Raw genomic sequence first — 18,352 nt, 5'->3', positions numbered from 1 at the left:
TGCCGGACTCCGCGCCAATCCCGAATATCAGCGAAAGCGTTTTGAAAAAGCAATTGAGCGCTGACTTCGGCATCGACCAAGACGTCAAAATTCCCTTTGGCGGGAGAACGCTGCAAACCGGCTCTAGGGTGTCTCTGCGATACTTCCTGCTCTTCAACACGATCTCTCAAGATATAATCACGCATAGCGATCAGTTTTTCGACAAGCAGAACGAGCCTCGCTATCAAGAGGCGCTACCACGCATATTTGACATTACTACGAGGAGACGGTTCGTACATCCGTATTCGACGACATCCTCAGGAACCTTTCTGAGGGTCTACAGCAGATTAAAGACGCTACTGCTCGAAAGACGCCGTTGGACAGTAACATCTCCGAAATTATCAAGGCATTGGAAAGTCAGCGCCAGAAGCTCGAAAAAGACCTTCAAGCCCTTCCCGCCGAGATGGAGAGCTTCGAGACCGACAAAGATAAATATATCTTCATCGGCGAAACGAAAGCCAAGCTTGAGCTGTACGGAGATCCAGAGTCGGAAAAGGCTCCAGACAACAGTCAGTTGATCGCAAACCTGCAAGCTGAAATCGAAGACCTTGCTGTGTCACCTGTCAATGACCGGCAAGAGCTGTTCACCAGGACCCTTGATGAGGCAATCCAGGAATATATTTCTCTAACAAAGGCAGCGCTCGGGAACTATGGCGAATATCGTTCCGCCTTCAATTACTCGGAAAAGAAGCTTCATCTGCGCAAGCCCAGAACAGCATCGACCGAGAACGTCGGCAGCAGTTCCAACCACATGTTCCTCCACCTGTTTCTGTTCCTTGGTCTGCATGAACTGATCATGCGGAACGACGGCATTCACGTGGCACCGTTTCTGATTATTGATCAGTTCTCTAGGCCCTACTGGGGCGAGGATGATCAGGAGGACGGGGAGGGCGAGAAGGACGTCGACCAGAGCGATGTCGCAAAGGTCAAGTTGGCACTGGAGCTTTTGGACCAGTTCATCACTACGGCAAATGAAATGGGAAAAGAGTTCCAGATGATCGTCTTCGAGCACATAAATCCGCGATATTGGGACGGGCTCAAGAACGTGCACCTAGTTGAAATTTTCCGAGATGGAAACGCCCTGATCCCAGTTTCCAGGCTGGACTAGGGCGTATCGGGCGCGAACGTCTGCCAATGTTCGCAATTGATCTGAAACCGCCATATCAGCAACCTATTCTAGTGGCCGTTTTTGGTGAGACCAGCGCGGCCGTTTCGACCGTAACGAGGTCGGGAGTGGTACCGCAGCTATCCCATGATCGCTCGCAAGAACCAGCCAGTCCCTTTCCGGCCCCAAGGTTGCCAGTCGGCAGCGCGCATTGGAGCCGGATGCCAGTTCACTTTGAACATGTCCCGCTCACGCCGGGCGGCGATAGGCCTGGACTTCACCCGGCTCGCTCAGGCTTTGCAGGGTGCCGGGTGCGGCGCCGCCGATCCAGCCCAGCACCGAGCGGGCGAGTTCGGCGCCGGCCAGCCGGAAGTTCTCGTTGACGACCAGCAATTCGCTGCGAAACAGGTGCAGAAGCTCCGACGATTGTTTGGACACCACATCGACATCGCGGCCAAGCTTGAGGCCGGCGTCTTCGATGCCGGCGACGATGGCGAGCGTCGCGGCGGCGGCGCTGCTGATGAAACCGTCCGGGCGGTTTTCGCGGCGCATCAGCTGCGCGGTCCGCATTCTGATCTGCTCGATCGAATGATCGATCGAAACGGTGTTGAACGGGATTTCGCTGGCGCCGACCTCGCTCAGCGCATCGGCAAAGCCGGCGAGCGTGTGGCCGTGATAGGTCAGCTCGACCGGCGGCGCCAGCAGAGCCAGCCGGCGGCGGCCGATGCCGGCCAGATGGCGCACTGCCTCGGCCGCGAAAGCGTAATTGTCGAAATCATGATAGGGGTGGATCAGCCCCATATCGGTGCGGCCATGCGTGGCAAAGGGAATGCCGCGCTCCAGCATATAGCGGGCCCTCGGATCGTTCGGCTGCGTGCGCGAAATGATGACGCCGTCGGCTGAACCGGTTTCCACGAGATAACGGATCGGGTCGAGCGGATCCTGCGAGCGCGAATAGGGCGTCACGATCAAATGATAGGGCGTGTCGGCGATGACTTCCGAAACACCGTAGATGATGTCCGAGACAAAGCTCATAATCTCGTGCTCGGTGTTGAGCACCAGGCTGATGACATTGGTCTTGCCGGTGCGCAGGCGTACGCCGGCACGGTTGGGCCGATAGCCGATCTGCTTGGCGACAAGCTGGACGCGCCGCCTGGTCTCGGCGCCGATCTCGGGGGCGTCCTTCAGCGCGCGCGACACGGTGGTGACGCCCAGCCCGGTCATGAAGGCGAGCGTCTTCAGTGTCGGCCGGCCCTGGCCCGACGCTTCGTCGGCCTTCTCTTTTTGATGCCTGTTCATTCATCCCGCCCCGTCAGGCGCATAGCAGTTGCCGGGCAGGCCGGCAATCGGCGGGCCGCGGGTACGCCGCGGGCCTTCACCGAATGAGACCGCTATATACTGAAACGTTACAGATTGTCACTGCCGTGGCGATATCACTGGTGATAGGCGCAAAACGAGCGGCACTCCGGTCGGCGCAAAAAAGAGCGACAGAAGGGGCTTTTCCGGTTTTCTGGCGTCGCAGCATTGCATTTTGCAGTGCAACCCCTCTTGTTGCGATGCGGTAGGCCGACGAGCCGCGCGATTTTATTCGCGCTTCGAAAAAACTTGATGCCACCTTCGCCTGAGGGGTTGCGCGCCTCAAGCAATTGCCGTATCGAAAATCTGTAACGTTTCAGATTCTGGGAGGAACGAAATGCGATACCAACTCATGACTGCCGCGCTGGCGGTGACGACCGCGCTGCAATTTGCCGGCCCGGCGGCCGCGACGGATCTGGAAGTCACCCATTGGTGGACCTCCGGCGGCGAGGCGGCAGCGGTCGCCGAACTCGCCAAGGCTTTCGACGCAACCGGCAATCACTGGGTTGACGGCGCCATCGCCGGCTCCGGCGGCACGGCGCGGCCGATCATGATCAGCCGCATCACCGGCGGCGACCCGATGGGCGCGACCCAGTTCAATCACGGCCGGCAGGCGGAAGAATTGGTGCAGGCCGGGCTGATGCGCGACCTCACCGATCTCGCCACCAAGGAAAAGTGGACGGAAATCGTGCAGCCGAAGAGCCTGCTCGACGGCTGTACCCTCGACGGCAAGATCTATTGCGTGCCGGTCAATATCCACTCCTGGCAGTGGCTGTGGCTGTCGAACGCGGCCTTCGAAAAAGCCGGCGTGCCGGTGCCGAAGAACTGGAATGAATATGTCGCTGCGGCGCCCGCGCTTGAAAAGGCAGGCATCCAGCCGCTAGCGGTCGGCGGCCAGCCCTGGCAGGCCTCCGGCGCTTTCGACGTGCTGCTTGCGGCGGTCGGCGGCACCGACGCCTTCCTCAAGGTCTACAAGGACAAGGACGCGGAATTCGCCGCTGGGCCCGAGGTCGCCAAGGTCTTCAAGGCCGCGGACGACGCCCGCAAGATGGCCAAGAACACCAATGTGCAGGACTGGAACCAGGCCACCAATCTGGTCATCACCGGCAAGGCCGGCGGCCAGATCATGGGTGACTGGGCGCAGGGCGAGTTCCAGGTTGCCGGTCAGGTCGCCGGCAAGGACTATACTTGCCTTCCGGGCCTCGGTCTCAACGAGATGATCGCCACCGGCGGCGACGCTTTCTACTTCCCGCTGCTGAAGGATCCCGAAAAATCGAAGGCACAGGAAGTGCTGGCCCACACGCTGCTCGATCCCAAGACGCAGGTCGCCTTCAATCTCAAGAAAGGTTCGCTGCCGGTACGCGGCGACGTCGACCTCAAGGCGGCGAACGACTGCATGAAGAAGGGGCTCGAAATTCTCGCCAAGGGCAATGTCATGCCCTGGACCGACCAGCTGCTTTCGCAGGATACCCAGAAGCAGAAGGAGGATCTTTTCTCCGAGTTCTTCGCCAAGCAGGACATGACCGTGGAAGATGCGCAGAAGCGCTTCGCCGCCATTGTCGGTTCGGCCGATTGAGCGATCGACCGACCGCCTCACTCCCGCCCCTGCAAACGCAGGGTCGGGAGCTCGGGTCAAGGCCTCTTGACCCTCCGGCCCTTACCCGATCCAAAGCGGCTGTGCAGATGAGCAAGAGCGAACGCCCTAGCCAACTCTTTCGCAACCTCAATGCGAAGATCGCCTCGATCCCAATGATCCTCACAGCGCTGGTGATCTTTGTCGGCGGCAGCGCGTGGACGGTGCTTTATTCCTTCACCAGTTCGAAGCTCCTGCCACGGCTAAATTTCGTCGGGCTCGACCAGTACTACCGGCTGTGGTCGGTGCCGCGCTGGCTGGTCTCGATCGAGAACCTGCTGATCTACGGCGTGCTGTCGCTGCTGTTCTCGCTGGTGATCGGCTTCCTGCTTGCCGCCCTGCTCGACCAGAAGATCCGGTTCGAGGACACGTTCCGGACCATTTTCCTCTATCCCTTCGCCCTCTCCTTCATCGTCACCGGCCTCGTCTGGCAGTGGTTGCTCAACCCCGAGTTCGGGATCCAGGGAGTGGTGCGCAGCCTCGGCTGGACGAGCTTCAGCTTCAATCCGCTCTATGATTCCAGCATCGTCATCTACGGCATATTGATCGCCGCTCTCTGGCAGGGCACCGGGCTCATCATGTGCCTGATGCTGGCCGGCCTGCGCGGGATCGACGAGGATATCTGGAAGGCAGCGCGGGTCGACGGGATACCGACCTGGAAGACCTATCTGTTCATCATCATACCGATGATGCGGCCGGTCTTCATCACCACGCTTGTCATCATCGCTGCCGGTATCGTCAAGATCTATGACCTGGTTGTCGCCCAGACCAGCGGCGGGCCCGGCATCGCCTCCGAAGTCCCGGCCAAATATGTCTATGACTACATGTTCTTCGCCCAGAACCTCGGTCAGGGGTTCGCCGCCTCGACCATGATGCTGCTGTCGGTGATCATCGTCATCGTGCCGTGGGCCTATCTCGAGTTTGGAGGCAAGAAGCGTGTCTGACCATACCGTTTCCTTGCCGGCCGGCCCCGGCACGCTCGAAGCGTACGGGCCGAGCGGGCCGAAGCCGCGGCATATGTTCTCGCGCCGCAACATCTTCCTCTACGGCACGCTCATCGTGGTGGCGCTCTACTATCTTTTGCCGCTCTATGTGATGGTGGTGACGTCGCTCAAAGGCATGCCCGAGATACGCCTCGGCAACATCTTCTCGCCGCCGATGGAGATCACCTTCGAGCCATGGGTCAAGGCCTGGTCGAGCGCCTGCACCGGGCTCAACTGCGACGGGCTGTCGCGTGGCTTCTGGAATTCGGTGCGCATCACGATCCCGTCGGTGATCCTGTCGATCGCGCTCGCCTCGGTGAACGGCTATGCGCTTGCCAACTGGCGCTTCAAAGGTGCCGACACTTTCTTCATCATCCTGATCGTCGGCGCCTTCATCCCTTATCAGGTGATGATCTATCCGATCGTCATCATCCTGCGCGAAGTCGGCCTTTACGGCAGCCTCAGCGGCCTGGTGATCGTCCATTCCATCTTCGGCATGCCGATCCTCACACTGTTGTTCCGCAACTACTTTACCTCCATGCCGGAGGAGCTGTTCCGGGCAGCGCGTGTCGACGGCGCCGGCTTCTGGGGCATTTATTTCCGCATCATGCTGCCGATGTCGCTGCCGATCTTCGTCGTCGCCATCATCCTGCAGGTGACCGGCATCTGGAACGACTTCCTGTTCGGCGTCGTCTACACCCGCCCCGACACCTATCCGATGACGGTGCAGCTCAACAACATCGTCAACTCGGTGCAAGGCGTGAAGGAATACAACGTCAACATGGCAGCCACCATCCTGACCGGCCTGGTGCCGCTGATCGTCTATTTCCTGTCCGGAAAATTGTTTGTGCGCGGCATCGCCGCCGGCGCGGTGAAAGGATGATGGCGATGAACGCAAACGGCAGCATTGCGGCAAACGGCACCAGCGTCTCGATCCAGAACCTGTCGCTGAATTTCGGTGCAATATCGGTGCTGCAGACGCTCAACCTCGATGTTGCCGAAGGCGAATTCATCGTGCTGCTCGGCCCGTCCGGCTGCGGCAAGTCGACCTTGCTCAACTGCATTGCCGGGCTGCTCGACGTTTCCGAAGGCCGCATCTTCATCAAGGGCAAGAACGTCACCTGGGAAGAGCCCAAGGATCGCGGCATCGGCATGGTGTTCCAGTCCTACGCGCTCTATCCGCAGATGACGGTGGAGAAGAACCTGTCGTTCGGGCTGCGCGTTGCCGGCCTCGCCAAGGACGAGATCGCCAAGCGCATCGCCCGGGCCGCCGAGATCCTGCAGATCGAACCGCTTTTGCATCGCAAGCCGGCGGCGCTGTCCGGCGGCCAGCGCCAGCGCGTGGCGATCGGGCGCGCACTTGTGCGTGACGTCGATGTCTTTCTGTTCGACGAACCGCTCTCCAACCTCGACGCCAAGCTGCGCGCGGAATTGCGCGTCGAGATCAAGCTGCTGCATCGCAAGCTCGAGAACACCATGATCTACGTCACCCACGACCAGATCGAGGCGATGACGCTGGCCGACCGTATCGCGGTGATGAAGGGCGGCGTCATCCAGCAGCTCGATGCGCCGCAGACCATCTATAACCGGCCGGTCAACCGGTTTGTCGCCGGCTTCCTGGGCTCGCCGGCAATGAACTTCCTCGACGGCAGACTGGAGCAGGCGGCAGGCGACTGGCACTTCGTCGCCGAGGATGTGCGGATACCGCTTGCCACCTATGCTTTCGAGAAGGACCCGGTGCCAGGGCCGGCCGTGTTCGGCATCCGCCCCGAGCACGTGGCGTTCAACAGCGGCACGGGATGGCCGTTCGCAGCCACGGCAAATGTCGAGGTCGTCGAGCCCATGGGTTCCGACACGCTGGTCTGGCTGAAGCTCGCCGGCCAGAATTTCACGGTGCGGGTGACGGCCGAGCGCACGCCAAACAACGCCGAGGCGGTCGGCATCGGTTTTGACCCGATGCGCGCCTCGCTTTTCGACGCCGCCACAGGTAACCGCCTCTAGAGCATGATTTAGCCTCCCAAGACTCTTCCACTCCCGCAAGACTCATCCCCCCAAAACTAACCATCCACAAGAAAACGGACAGAGACGATGAACTGGTCATTCCAACTTTACAGCGCCCGCAATTTCCAGCCCTGGGAGGGCGTGCTCAAGATGCTGGGGGAGCTTGGTTACAGCCAAGTCGAAGGGTTCGGCGGCGTCTATGACGATCCCAAGGCGTTCCGTGCCGAGCTCGACAAGAACGGGCTCGCCATGCCGACAGGGCATTTCTCGATCGACGCGCTCGAGAAGGATTTCGACGGCGTGCGCAGGACGGCCGACGCGCTCGGCATCACGCTGCTCATCTGCCCGTTCCTGAACGCCGAGTTCAGGCCGGCCGACACAGCCGGCTGGCGCGGTTTCGGCGAACGCCTGGCCAGGGTCGGCGAGACGGCCAGGAAAGCCGGCTATGGCTTTGCCTGGCACAACCATGATTTCGAGTTCAAGGCGCTTGCCGACGGTTCGGTGCCGCAGGACCATATCCTGTCCTCCGCGCCCGACATCGGCTGGGAGATGGACGTCGCCTGGGTGGTGCGCGGCGGCGTCGATCCGCTGCCCTGGATCGAGAAGCACGGCAAGCGCATCGTCGCCGTCCACGTCAAGGACTTGGCCAGGCCGGGCGAGGGCCTCGACGAGGACGGCTGGTCGGATGTCGGCCACGGCACCATCGACTGGCCCGGCCTGATCAAGGCGCTACGCGCCAAAAGCGCCGCAATATACTACGTCATGGAACAGGACAATCCCAATGATATCGAGCGCTTCGCCCGCCGCTCGATCGCAGCCGCCAAGACCTATTAGGAGCACATCAGCATGGCAACAAAACTTGGCATCGGCGTCATCGGCTGCGGCAACATCTCGAAGGCGTATTTCTCGCTGGCGCCGCTGTTTCGCGGCATCGAGATGCGCGCCTGCGCCGACATCAACATGGAAGCGGCGAAAGCGCGGGCAAAAGAGTTCAAGCTGCGCGCCGAGACCGTCGAGGGGCTGCTCAAGGCCGACGATATCGACATCATCGTCAACCTGACCATTCCGGCGGTGCATTACGAGGTTTCGAAGCAGATCCTCGACGCCGGCAAGCACGTCTATTCGGAGAAGCCCTTCGTGCTGTCGGTCAAGGAAGGGCTCGACCTGAAAAAACGGGCGGAAAGCAAGGGGCTGCGCATCGGTTCGGCGCCCGACACCTTCCTCGGCGGCGCGCACCAGCTTGTCCGCGACCTGATCGACACCGGCAGGCTCGGCAGGATCACCAGCGGCACCTGTCATGTGATGAGCCATGGCATGGAGCACTGGCACCCCAATCCGGACTTCTTCTTCCAGCCGGGCGCCGGGCCGGTGCTCGACATCGGACCCTATTACATCACCAACCTGATCCAGCTGATCGGGCCGGTGAAGCGGGTTGCGGCTTTTGCTTCGATCCCGATGACGGAACGCATCATCAGCTCGAAGCCGCGCGCCGGCGAAAAGATCCCGGTCTCCACGCCAACGACGATCCACGGCGTGCTGGAATTCGAGAACGGCGCCGTGGTGACGCTCAACACCAGCTGGGATGTCTGGAGCCACGGCCACGCGCCCATGGAGCTCTATGGCGAGGCGGGCACGGTGTTCGTGCCGGATCCGAATTTCTTCGGCGGCGACGTGCGTTTCACCGAGGCCGCCAAGCTGGTGAAGAAGCTGCCGAAATGGCCGCATCCGTTCGGCGTGCCCAACGAGATGCATTCGCAAGGCATGATGGCCAACTACCGCACCGCCGGTTTGGCCGACATGGCGATCGCGATCAGGGAAGGTCGGCCGCACCGCTGCTCGATGGAACTGGCGCTGCATGCCGTCGACGTCATGACCGGCCTGTTGCGTTCGGGCGAGACCGGAAAGTTCGTCGCCATGCAGACCAGCTGCGAGCGGCCCGCGGCACTCGGCGTCAAGGCGGCGAAGGAGCTGCTGGCGAAGCAGAAAACCAAGTAGGCGGCGCGCCGCCCAAGCACCGCAAAAAGCCTCTCCCCGTTTGCGCGGGGAGAGGCTAAGGGTGGCAAGCTCGACTGCCCCACTGTTGCGGCGCAGCTGTCGGCTCGTTTCGATTTGAGGATTTCCCATGCCGTATGTCCCCGCCGAAAACCGCTATGACAAGATGGTCTACAATCGCTGCGGGCGGTCCGGCCTGAAGCTGCCGGCGATCTCGCTTGGGCTGTGGCACAATTTCGGCGACGACACGTCGCATAGAACCAAGCAGGCGATCACGCGCAGGGCGTTCGATCTCGGCATCACGCATTTCGACCTCGCCAACAATTACGGCCCGCCGCCCGGCTCGGCGGAGCGGGCGTTCGGCGAGATCCTGCGGACGGACTTTGCCGGTTATCGCGACGAGCTGATCATTTCGACCAAGGCCGGCTACGAAATGTGGGCAGGGCCTTATGGCGAGTGGGGCGGCCGCAAATATGTGCTGGCCAGCCTCGACCAGAGCCTGAAGCGGATGGGGCTCGACTATGTCGACATCTTCTATTCGCACCGCTTCGACCCCGACACCCCGCTGGAGGAAACGATGGGCGCGCTCGATCACGCGGTGCGCTCGGGCAAGGCGCTCTATGCCGGCATTTCCTCGTATAATTCGCAGCGCACCCGCGAGGCCGCCGACATATTGAAGCAGCTCGGCACGCCTTGCGTGATCCATCAGCCGAGCTATTCGATGCTCAACCGCTGGGTCGAGGATGATGGCCTGCTCGATACGCTGGAGGGGCTCGGTGTCGGCTCGATCGTGTTCTCGCCGCTGGCGCAAGGCATGCTGACCGACAAATATCTCGGCGGCATCCCCGACGGCAGCCGCGCCAGCCAGGGCAAGTCGCTGCGCCCGGCATTCATCAACGACAAGTCGATCACCAATATCGAGGCGCTGAACGTCATCGCCCGTCGCCGCGGCCAGACGCTGGCGCAGATGGCGCTGGCCTGGGTGCTGCGCCGGGGCAGGGTGACGTCGGCGCTGATCGGCGCCAGCCGGCCGGAACAGGTCGAGGATTGCGTCGGCGCGCTGAAGGCGCTCGACTTCAGCGATGCCGAGCTCGCCGAGATCGACACCTTTGCCCGCGAGTCGGACATCAATCTCTGGGCGGCATCGGCCGAGCGCAAGGGGCCGCCGAGGAAGTAGGCGATGACGGCATCCACGACTCAGACCGGGAACGACGATGCGAGCATTTGAGCCACGCGGTCAATCTACACAACGACAGCCGGGCGAACATAGTAAAGAGTGCACTGTCACCGTAATTTCTGCCGGGCTTCAGGGAAGGTGTTCGAGTGTATCTGGCTTTGTGCGGCGAAAGCTAACTTGCTCCAACTTTCCAATTTCTAGTTCGACAGAGATGCGTACGCCGTCGTTGAGCTCTATTTCGAGGGCGTCTTGATCGAATTTTACGGAAACTATGCTCATACCTATTAATTTCCAAAGAATTGGAAGTGATCCGTTGTGTTTTACGACATCGTACTTTGAGAGCTCATCTGAAATATAGATTTTAAAATCGCTATTTATATCTATCGATATCCTATCTCCCATGTCTAAGGACAAAGCTTCAATCACAACCGAATACAATTCGATTCTAATCAAAGTTACTTCGGTATTCTCAATCCACGATATCCGATTACTCATTACGGAAACCTCAATGAATTGAATGGATCTACAGCATAGTAGGCAAGATCGCTATCATTCAGTACAGTCCGCCCGGTAACTGGTGAAATTTAATTACGGTGACGGTGCACCTTTTTGAGCCGCGACATCCGTGTCGAGCAAATCGAACAGCCCGTCGACGATGGCAGCCGGTCCTTCATCGGTCTCAGATCCACAACGCCGTCGAGTTGATCCGTCAGATGCGCCCGGGCGCTTGACCAGGCCAATCGGCCGCCTGCCTCACCAGTCCCGCGCGCACAGGGTCCAACCCGACATCGCGCACTGCCGACAAGAGGTGGACGGTACCTCAATACATCTTCCTCTACTCTCCAGTACATCTGCAATCCTTATCAAAATTTATTTCGGCATCATAGGCCAGCGTCCTGGCGCCGACCGCGGTCGGCGCATGCGGACGCGGCGATGATGCCGTGGGATACAATAAGTCCGGCAACTCGCGTGCGCGGGGTCAGATTTGCCACTTCAGTTGGCAGCCGTCTTCGACCTCGACAGCCAGCGGCTAACTTTCGGCTGCCTTGAGGTTCCGCGCGGCTTGCTCGAGCGTCGCCCTGTCGTTGCCCAGCCTGTCGATCAGCTCTTGCGCCTGATCACCGGTTATCCCGGTGCGCATCGCCAGTGCCTCGACCGTCAGAACGTCGGAGCTGGCGATCGTTCCCGCCGGACCGTCCGCGTCGTCGAGGCCAAGCTCTTGCTTCGCCTGCTGCCAATGACGCTCATGCGCGCCATCCGGGCGGCCCTCGCGCATCCAGATTTCATAGGCTCGCTGCCGAATCTTTTCATGCCGGTCATTGTCCATGACGGTTCCTCCCTTGTGGCGTTTTCACCAACGCGGGGAGCGCCGGAACGATCCTATGTTCAAGCCGATTTTGCAGGCAGAGCCGCGCTTCCAACGAACAAACACCGGACAGAATCGTTTTGCGGAGGAACCTGCACAGCGGGCACGCCGTTGATCCTCACCTGAGCAAAGGAGATTACCATGGCCGACGAACCAAACGAATCCGCAGCACCCAAGATGAGTCAACGCGAAGCTCAGGAAGCCCTGGAGAAGCAGGTCGCGCAGCTGAGGCGCGAGATCAGCAAGATCAATCGGACCTTGGCCGAACGCGCGGAAGAGGCGATCGAAGACGCCGGCGGCTGGTATGACAACGCTGCCGAGCGCGCCTCTCGGACAGCACAAGCCCTGCGCAACAGGGCGCAGACGGTGTCGGGGGTGGTCCAGGAGAATCCCGGCACAATATCGTCGGCATTCATCCTCGGAGCGGCCGTAGGGGCGCTACTCGGCCTCACCCTGGCCGCCACAGATCAGCGCCGCGATCGCTGGTTCTAGTCCCGACCCCAGGTTTTTGGGACAGAACCGGGTTTTGGGACAGAAACAGAGGGATTGCTCCCGCTGTTCATTGGTTCAGCAATGACACCGGTCAGGGCGTGGCGGGCTTCTGCGCCGTGCCGAGGGCTTTGGGCGCTGCGGGCGCCGCCGTCTTCATCTTCTCCTCGATCCAGCCGGTGTAATTGGCCAGCCGCGTGTAGATGCCGTAGGCGTTCTTGTGGCCGCAGGCGGTACCGCCGTCGGCCGGACCTTCGCCCCAGCTGACGACGCCGACCTGCACCGGACCATCGGCGCCGGTCACGAACAGCGGTCCGCCGCTGTCGCCATTGCAGGCGTCGCGCTCGCCGCTGGCCGTGCCGGCGCAGATCATGTTGCCGGTCAGTGGATCGGCCATATCGGCCGCAATCGCGTTGGCGGCCGCCTCGATGCCCCTTTCCGAATAACGCATGCGGCGGGCGAGTTCGCCGAGCGCTGCCTTCAAATCATGCGCATAAATCGCCTTGATGCCGCTGTTGCAGGTTGCGTTCGGCTGGAGGTCCAGGTCGGCGACCATCAGTGCGGTGGGAAACGTTCCGTCCTGCATCTTGCCCCAGCCGGTGACCGTCGTCTTGCCGGCGTCTGGTGTCGGCTCACGGGCAATTTTGATGGTCGGGGCATCGGCCGGCGCGGCCAGCCGGATCAAGCCGAGATCGTTGTCCAGCGTCTGCTCGCTGTAGCCCTCGTTGACGATGATCTCCACCGCCTTGTAGCGCTTGCCCTCGCTCAGATCGGTGGCGCCGGTGAGCACGGTGACCACATCAGGCGAAATCGGCTCGCCGTCGTCATTGAGGCAGTGCGCCGCCGTCAGCACCCATTGCGGCGCGATCAGGCTGCCGCCGCAGAACTGCGCATTCGCCTGCGAGGCCGGGCTTTTGTCCAGTTTGCCGGTGGTCAGCAATGCCACCTGGAACGGGTAAGCGCCCTTCTCGGCCTCTTTGCCGCCGTAGACGCGATCGGCGCCGTCGGGGTTCTCCGCCCTGGCCTTGGCCCTGGCCTCGGCCACGCGTTTCATCGGCGAGATCGCCGCCTCCGGCCGAGCGGCCGCGTCCGTGGCATGAACGGATTTGACGGCCGGCAAGGCCGCCGCGATGCCGAGCAGCGCGGCGGCGGCAATCGGTCTGAACCTATGGATGATCTTCACCTCGAACCCCCTGAGACGATGTTCCCGACAGGTCAGTCGCCGACGCATGGTCCACTGAAATGGAACCGGCCGGTGAGATCATGCTCCACGGCGAAGCACGATCCGTCACAAAGCCGAGCACCATTTCTGCTAGTCGTGCTGTCGAGCCAACCCGCCCAAAATCCTATAGCCCCCCACGGGCTATGTGGAAGCAATTTGTCGTTGCCAATGTTGGATTATTTTAGGCAGTATACCGTTGCAGGCATTTTTGGCGGGGACCTAAACTGGCTGCACTGAATAATGGCCCGGTAAAGGCACCGGTAACCAATTTCATTTTTTTGCGCCACCACGATCTCGACAATATTTCTGTATCTTGATCCAGTCCTTGCTGACTTTTGGGAGAGTCTCACCATGACAAAACTGACACATAGCATTATTGCCTCCGCGTTGCTTTCCACCGCAATGTGGGCGGTTCCTGCCTTGGCTGCCGATCCAGGTTCCGCCAATGCCGGCAACGGCGAAAGCATGCGGGATGTAACATCGGGCGATTACAAGCCCGGCCGGGCGAAACCAATCGCCCCGCCGAAACTGACCGACGACGAGGCCAACCGCGCCGCGCCGCTCACCGACGAAGCAACGGCCGTCAAATCCTATGGCATCGTCGGCCGCTCCGCCGATGGCAAGGACATCAAGATTGACCCGAACGAGACGCTGAAGGACCTTGTCATCAAGGACATGAACGCGCCCGCCGACGGGCAGAAGTCCGACAATTCCGGACTGAGCGGAGGCGAAGAGGCCGGCCGTCAGGTGTTCGGCACGGACGACCGCGAGCAGATCAAGAATACCAAAACCTACCCGTTCACCGCGATCGGCTATCTCGAAGGCAAATCGAAGAGCGGCAGCTATGGCAGCTGCTCGGCGACGCTGATCGGCCCGCGCACGGTGCTCACCGCGGCGCACTGCCTCTACAGCCACGAGGACAAGGCCTGGCTCGACGATATCCTGTTCGTGCCGGCTCTCAACGGCAAGACTGCCGACGACGCGCCGTTCGGCGCCTTCACCTATGAAAGCGCTTATGTCATCCAGGGCTTCATCGACAATTACCAGGGCTTTTACGGCTCGGTCGTGCCGTGGGATCTCGGCATCGTCACCCTGAAGCAGGATGTCGGCACCAACCTCGGCTGGCTCGGCTATGCCAATTATGACGACCTCGGCGATTTCACCGCCAACATCATCGGCTATCCCGGCGACAAGCCGATGGGCACGATGTGGAAGGCGACCTGCGAAGTGCACGCCGAAAACATCGCCACCGAGTATTTCCAGTACGACTGCGACACCTATCCCGGGTCGAGCGGCAGCTCGGTCTATGCCTATGACAATGGCTCCAAGCAGCGCGTCATCACCGGCGTGAACGTGGCCGAGAGCCCGGATGCCAATACCGCCGTGCGTCTGAACGCCATCAACGTCCAGTGGATCAACAGCCTGTACAAATAGGCCTGCAGAGTTTCCGCCGCGATCGTCGCGGAAAACCGGCCGGCGGCGGAGCATTTCCGTCGCCGGCTTTCGCATTTTCGGGAATTATCTGGACTGGGCCGAGGGTGGCGCCTGGCGCACATAGTTCTCGATCGGCTGGGCGAAAGTCGGTGAACCGGCCTTGCGCTCCTTATCGATATAGCCGGCAAAATAGCTCCAGAAGGAAGCGGCATAGTCGCGGAAATAGGAGTCGGCGACGTCGCGCGAGCACAGCCTGCCTTCGACGCAGAAGGAAAGGCGGTTGAGGAAATAGACGACGCGGTCGAAATTGTCGCTGAAGTCGGCAAGCGGCATGTCGCCGCCGGTAGCGCTCATCGCTTCGATGCCGATGCGCTGTCTGAACACCTGTTCCTCGGTCGGCGTCGGATTGGCACTGAGCAGATTGCCGTATTTGGCGTTGAGCGCCGCCAGGCGTTGCTTGAGGGCCCGTTGCGCCTGCTGGTAATCCTTGCTTTCCCAGAGCTCGACCAGCGACATCGTCTGCTCGACGCGCTTCTGCTCCTGGTTCGCCAGGAACTGGTAGACCGAAAAGATCAAGGTGAAGATGATCGCCAGGCGCACCAGCAATCCGGACCAGGCATAGACGAGCATGCGCCAGTCGCGATCGGTGAATGGGTTCGCCTCCTTCTTGACCTCGTGATTGCTCACCCACGGCAGGCCTTCGACGGTTTCCGGCAGCGACACCGGCTTCTTTTGCGGTACCGGCGCCGTCACTGCCTGCTGCGTTGCGTTGCCCCCCGCTTTCGTCATCCGCAGCTGTCCAGTTCTATGGTGGCGGACGGGTCGAGCACGATGCCCGGCGTCTCCAGCTTCTTCTTCAGGCAATCCAGCTGCGTGCGCGAAACGATGAACTGCAGGTCAGGCGCCACCTGCGCCTTGCCCGGCGACGGCAACGGCTCGACCACGCCGCGCGAGGCGCAGCTGCTGAGATCGACGACAACGGCGGTGTTGCCGGTTTTGGCGATCCGGTCGTACTGGTCGAGAAAGCAGCTCGCCAGTTCGGAATTGATGACGACCTCCTTGGCGCAGAGGCCGCAAGCCTCGTCCGCCGAAGCATTGGCGGCCAGCAACAGCCCGGCGACAAGGCCGGCGGTTGTTGCGCGCCACGAAAATACGATCCTGTTCACGAACGCCCTCACCCGTTCCGTTCGGCCGCCGACAGCGGTGGTCGAAGAATGTTCATTATCAGCCGATTAGGCAAGAGGCCCGGCCGGGCACCTGACCGCGCCTCAGGCGCGCGGCACGGTCTCCATCGGAAAAATCATCACGGCGCCCTTCGACCCCTTGTCGTCGGTCAGCCGCATGGCCGACCGTGTCGCCGGCGCCATGCCGATATCGGCCAGCATGTCGGCGAAGCTTGGCTGTCCCAGTCCGCGCGTTACCGAGACAACGCCCTCTTGCGCCAGGAAGCTCAGATCCTGCTTCTCGCTCTGCGGCGGTGCTTCGGTCAAGACGGCGATCATCCGCTCCATGCCGAAGCCGGTGTCGGTGAATTTGAACAGGCCTTCCTCGAGCACGGCGCCTTCGGTCAGGCGCTCGGCAAGAAAATGCTGGATGGAATAGTCGGAGCCGACGTAGAGCACGTTGATGTCGACCAGGTTGGTCGAACCGTTCCTGGCCAGTACGTGGACCTGATCGTCGGGCGAAACACGCGGCACAGTCGACGCTTCGATCGGCTGCAGCGTGTCGCTGTCAAAACGCTTGATCCGGAACTCGACGCTGACCTCTTCCGGCCGATAATCGGAGGCGGCGGCCAGCCTCGACAGGCCAATGGCGCGGAAGATTTTCGTCAGATTCCCTGTGGCGGCCTCGATCAACTTTTCGCGGCCGTCCGGATGAATGACGATCAACGGCGGCTTGCTGCCGCCCTTGAGCGTCATGTCGCCCGAAGCCGGCAGGAACCACAGCGCCGGCGCGTCGGTGGCATCTTCTGCGGCGCCGGCAATGGCGTTCTCGCGCAGCACTGCGAGACGCAGATCTGCGCTCTTGCCCGGCTCGACCAGCGCGATGTGAAACCCTGAGCTCTTCCTGGCCGCCAGTTCGTCGAGAACCGAGTTCGCCAGCGCGGCCTCTTTCTCGAGGCCTTTGGCCGCAGCCGGCCGCGCGACCACGAGCTTGTAGTCGACGGCGAGCTCGGCCAGCCGTGCATAGGCATTGGCGGGGATATCGGCCAGCTTGAGCGCCGGCTTGCCGCCGAACTCGACCGGCTTGACCCGGCTTTCCAGGTTTTTCGCCGACTGAACCTGGAGATAGCCAAGCGCCTCGGACAGCGGCGACAGCGCCGACGGCAATATTGCGAGCCTGCTGCCGGGGGTGAGGCGTTGCAGCAACCCGGCGCTGATCGTGGCTTTGTCGTTCTCGATGACGATCGGCCATTGCATGACCGCGTCTGTCTTGTCGGTGCCGAAGACGCGTGCGTCGAGTTCCCCTTCGAACAGCGGCGTCGGCCGGGTGCGGCCGTCCGCCGAATATTGCTGCAGCACGGCCTGGCCGAGCTGGCGATAGGTGATGTTGGGGTTCTCGGCCAGTTTCGACAGGATGGTGAAGGTGAACAGGCCGAAACGCGGTGCATCGGCCGTGCCCTTGGGCAGCGGCATCTCGGGCGTCGTCTCCACCGTCTGCGCCGCGTAGAAGGCGACCAATTTGCCCTTGGTGGTCGGCTCGGCGCCGGTCGGCGTCAGCTTGAAGGCCGGCTTGCGCTGCCCGTCGTCGTCAAAGCCGCGCGGCGCGGCCGACGCAATCTCGTCATAGGCTCTCACCGCAGCCGCCCTGGCAGCGTCGTCGCCGCCGACCAGATCGGCGAACTCGACCTTGCGTTCCAGCTCGTCGTCGACCTCGGCGGCGCGCGTCGCCGTGCCGGAATGGCAGCAGTCGAATACGGCCCAGACAAAGGCGCCCTTGTCGCGGATAGCGTCGAGCGCGGTGCCGATCTCGTTGTCGACCAGCGCATTGGGCACGCCCTTTTCGCGGTTGACCCATTTGTCGATGTCGGACGGCAAGAAAATCTCGTCGAGGCCGTCCGTCTCGTCGCCCTTGTTCGCTGCCGGCTGCTGCGCGCCGTGACCGGACAAATGCAGGTAGACGAAATCGTCGCGCTGGACCTTGGCGGCAAGATCGGCCAACGCCGCCTTGATCGCCGCATGTGTCGGCGGTCCGTTGGCGCCTTCGACATCCTTGGCGAGCAGCGTGACGTTTTCGGCCAGGAATTTTACCGGCGCGGGCGTGTTCCCCAGGAGGTAATCGCGCACCAGGCCGGCATCGTTTTTCGGTCCGATCAGCCAGTTTTTCTTCGGCAGGTTCGGGTAATCGGTGCAGGCAACAAGCAGCGCATGGTAGGTGCGCGCCGCTGCGAATGCCCGAAACGGCACCAGGCCGGCAGCGGCCAGCGCGGACGTGCCGGCAAGCAGCGTCCGCCGCGTCACTTTGATCATGATTGCTTCCCCAAGCCCGATCGAATTTCCAAGCACGGCCAGCCTGGCCGAGGATTTTGTCAGTATTTTGAATATGGCGCCGCCG

The 18,352-nt window shown here is 61.5% G+C and carries 16 protein-coding genes; 10 read left to right on the top strand and 6 right to left on the bottom strand.

Annotation, left to right across the window (positions count from 1 at the left end):
• Positions 1-355: 355 nt before the first annotated feature.
• Complete coding sequence (locus tag NKJ15_RS05815) at positions 356-1,147, top strand: DUF3732 domain-containing protein (RefSeq protein ID WP_352814537.1); 792 nt, start codon at positions 356-358, stop codon at positions 1,145-1,147.
• A gap of 246 nt (positions 1,148-1,393) precedes the next feature.
• Here NKJ15_RS05815 and NKJ15_RS05810 read toward each other — a convergent pair whose 3' ends face one another.
• Positions 1,394-2,443 (bottom strand): LacI family transcriptional regulator, encoded by a 1,050-nt coding sequence (locus tag NKJ15_RS05810; RefSeq protein WP_352814536.1) that lies wholly within the window; start codon positions 2,441-2,443, stop codon positions 1,394-1,396.
• A 394-nt stretch (positions 2,444-2,837) separates the two neighbouring features.
• On the opposite strand from NKJ15_RS05810, the gene NKJ15_RS05805 reads away from it, so the two are divergent.
• The 7 genes from NKJ15_RS05805 (at position 2,838) to mgrA (ending at position 10,286) form a co-directional block, all read left to right on the top strand.
• A complete protein-coding gene (locus tag NKJ15_RS05805; protein WP_352814534.1) occupies positions 2,838-4,076 on the top strand; it encodes an ABC transporter substrate-binding protein in 1,239 nt (412 codons plus the stop codon).
• A 107-nt stretch (positions 4,077-4,183) separates the two neighbouring features.
• Positions 4,184-5,077 carry a carbohydrate ABC transporter permease gene (locus NKJ15_RS05800; protein WP_352448363.1) on the top strand — a complete coding sequence of 298 codons (894 nt, stop codon included), beginning with the start codon at positions 4,184-4,186 and terminating at the stop codon, positions 5,075-5,077.
• A complete protein-coding gene (locus NKJ15_RS05795; protein WP_023675222.1) occupies positions 5,070-5,999 on the top strand; it encodes a carbohydrate ABC transporter permease in 930 nt (309 codons plus the stop codon). The genes NKJ15_RS05800 and NKJ15_RS05795 overlap by 8 nt, the downstream gene beginning before the upstream one ends.
• Before the next feature lie 5 nt (positions 6,000-6,004).
• Positions 6,005-7,117 carry an ABC transporter ATP-binding protein gene (locus NKJ15_RS05790; RefSeq protein ID WP_352448362.1) on the top strand — a complete coding sequence of 371 codons (1,113 nt, stop codon included), beginning with the start codon at positions 6,005-6,007 and terminating at the stop codon, positions 7,115-7,117.
• Between the two features lie 87 nt (positions 7,118-7,204).
• Positions 7,205-7,951, top strand: coding sequence for a sugar phosphate isomerase/epimerase family protein (locus NKJ15_RS05785; protein ID WP_352814532.1), 747 nt, complete (start codon positions 7,205-7,207; stop codon positions 7,949-7,951).
• A gap of 12 nt (positions 7,952-7,963) precedes the next feature.
• Entirely contained in the window at positions 7,964-9,112 is a 1,149-nt protein-coding gene (locus NKJ15_RS05780; RefSeq protein WP_352814530.1) for a Gfo/Idh/MocA family protein, read from the top strand.
• Positions 9,113-9,239: 127 nt separating this feature from the next.
• Complete coding sequence (mgrA, locus tag NKJ15_RS05775; RefSeq protein ID WP_352502630.1) at positions 9,240-10,286, top strand: L-glyceraldehyde 3-phosphate reductase; 1,047 nt, start codon at positions 9,240-9,242, stop codon at positions 10,284-10,286.
• Positions 10,287-11,316: 1,030 nt separating this feature from the next.
• On the opposite strand, the gene NKJ15_RS05770 is transcribed toward mgrA, so the two are convergent.
• Positions 11,317-11,613, bottom strand: a complete 297-nt coding sequence (locus NKJ15_RS05770) for a DUF2934 domain-containing protein (RefSeq protein WP_352502631.1) — start codon at positions 11,611-11,613, stop codon at positions 11,317-11,319.
• Between the two features lie 180 nt (positions 11,614-11,793).
• Between NKJ15_RS05770 and NKJ15_RS05765 the strand changes: the two genes are divergently transcribed.
• Positions 11,794-12,144, top strand: a complete 351-nt coding sequence (locus NKJ15_RS05765) for a hypothetical protein (protein WP_352814528.1) — start codon at positions 11,794-11,796, stop codon at positions 12,142-12,144.
• A gap of 91 nt (positions 12,145-12,235) precedes the next feature.
• On the opposite strand, the gene NKJ15_RS05760 is transcribed toward NKJ15_RS05765, so the two are convergent.
• Positions 12,236-13,324, bottom strand: a complete 1,089-nt coding sequence (locus NKJ15_RS05760) for a S1 family serine peptidase (RefSeq protein WP_352474873.1) — start codon at positions 13,322-13,324, stop codon at positions 12,236-12,238.
• Positions 13,325-13,714: 390 nt separating this feature from the next.
• Between NKJ15_RS05760 and NKJ15_RS05755 the strand changes: the two genes are divergently transcribed.
• Complete coding sequence (locus NKJ15_RS05755; RefSeq protein ID WP_352474872.1) at positions 13,715-14,797, top strand: trypsin-like serine peptidase; 1,083 nt, start codon at positions 13,715-13,717, stop codon at positions 14,795-14,797.
• A gap of 84 nt (positions 14,798-14,881) precedes the next feature.
• On the opposite strand, the gene NKJ15_RS05750 is transcribed toward NKJ15_RS05755, so the two are convergent.
• From NKJ15_RS05750 to NKJ15_RS05740, 3 genes are all read right to left on the bottom strand, one after another.
• Entirely contained in the window at positions 14,882-15,586 is a 705-nt protein-coding gene (locus NKJ15_RS05750; protein WP_352814526.1) for a DUF4760 domain-containing protein, read from the bottom strand.
• Entirely contained in the window at positions 15,583-15,963 is a 381-nt protein-coding gene (locus NKJ15_RS05745) for a hypothetical protein (protein WP_352814524.1), read from the bottom strand. Before NKJ15_RS05745 ends, NKJ15_RS05750 begins: the two co-directional genes overlap by 4 nt.
• Before the next feature lie 102 nt (positions 15,964-16,065).
• Positions 16,066-18,267, bottom strand: coding sequence for a caspase family protein (locus NKJ15_RS05740; RefSeq protein ID WP_352814523.1), 2,202 nt, complete (start codon positions 18,265-18,267; stop codon positions 16,066-16,068).
• Positions 18,268-18,352 lie beyond the last annotated feature (85 nt).

The sequence above is a fragment of the Mesorhizobium sp. M0207 genome (assembly GCF_040321995.1).
Lineage (GTDB): Bacteria > Pseudomonadota > Alphaproteobacteria > Rhizobiales > Rhizobiaceae > Mesorhizobium.
Note: the sequence above shows the minus strand (reverse complement) of the source record. Positions and strands in the feature narration are given on the sequence as shown.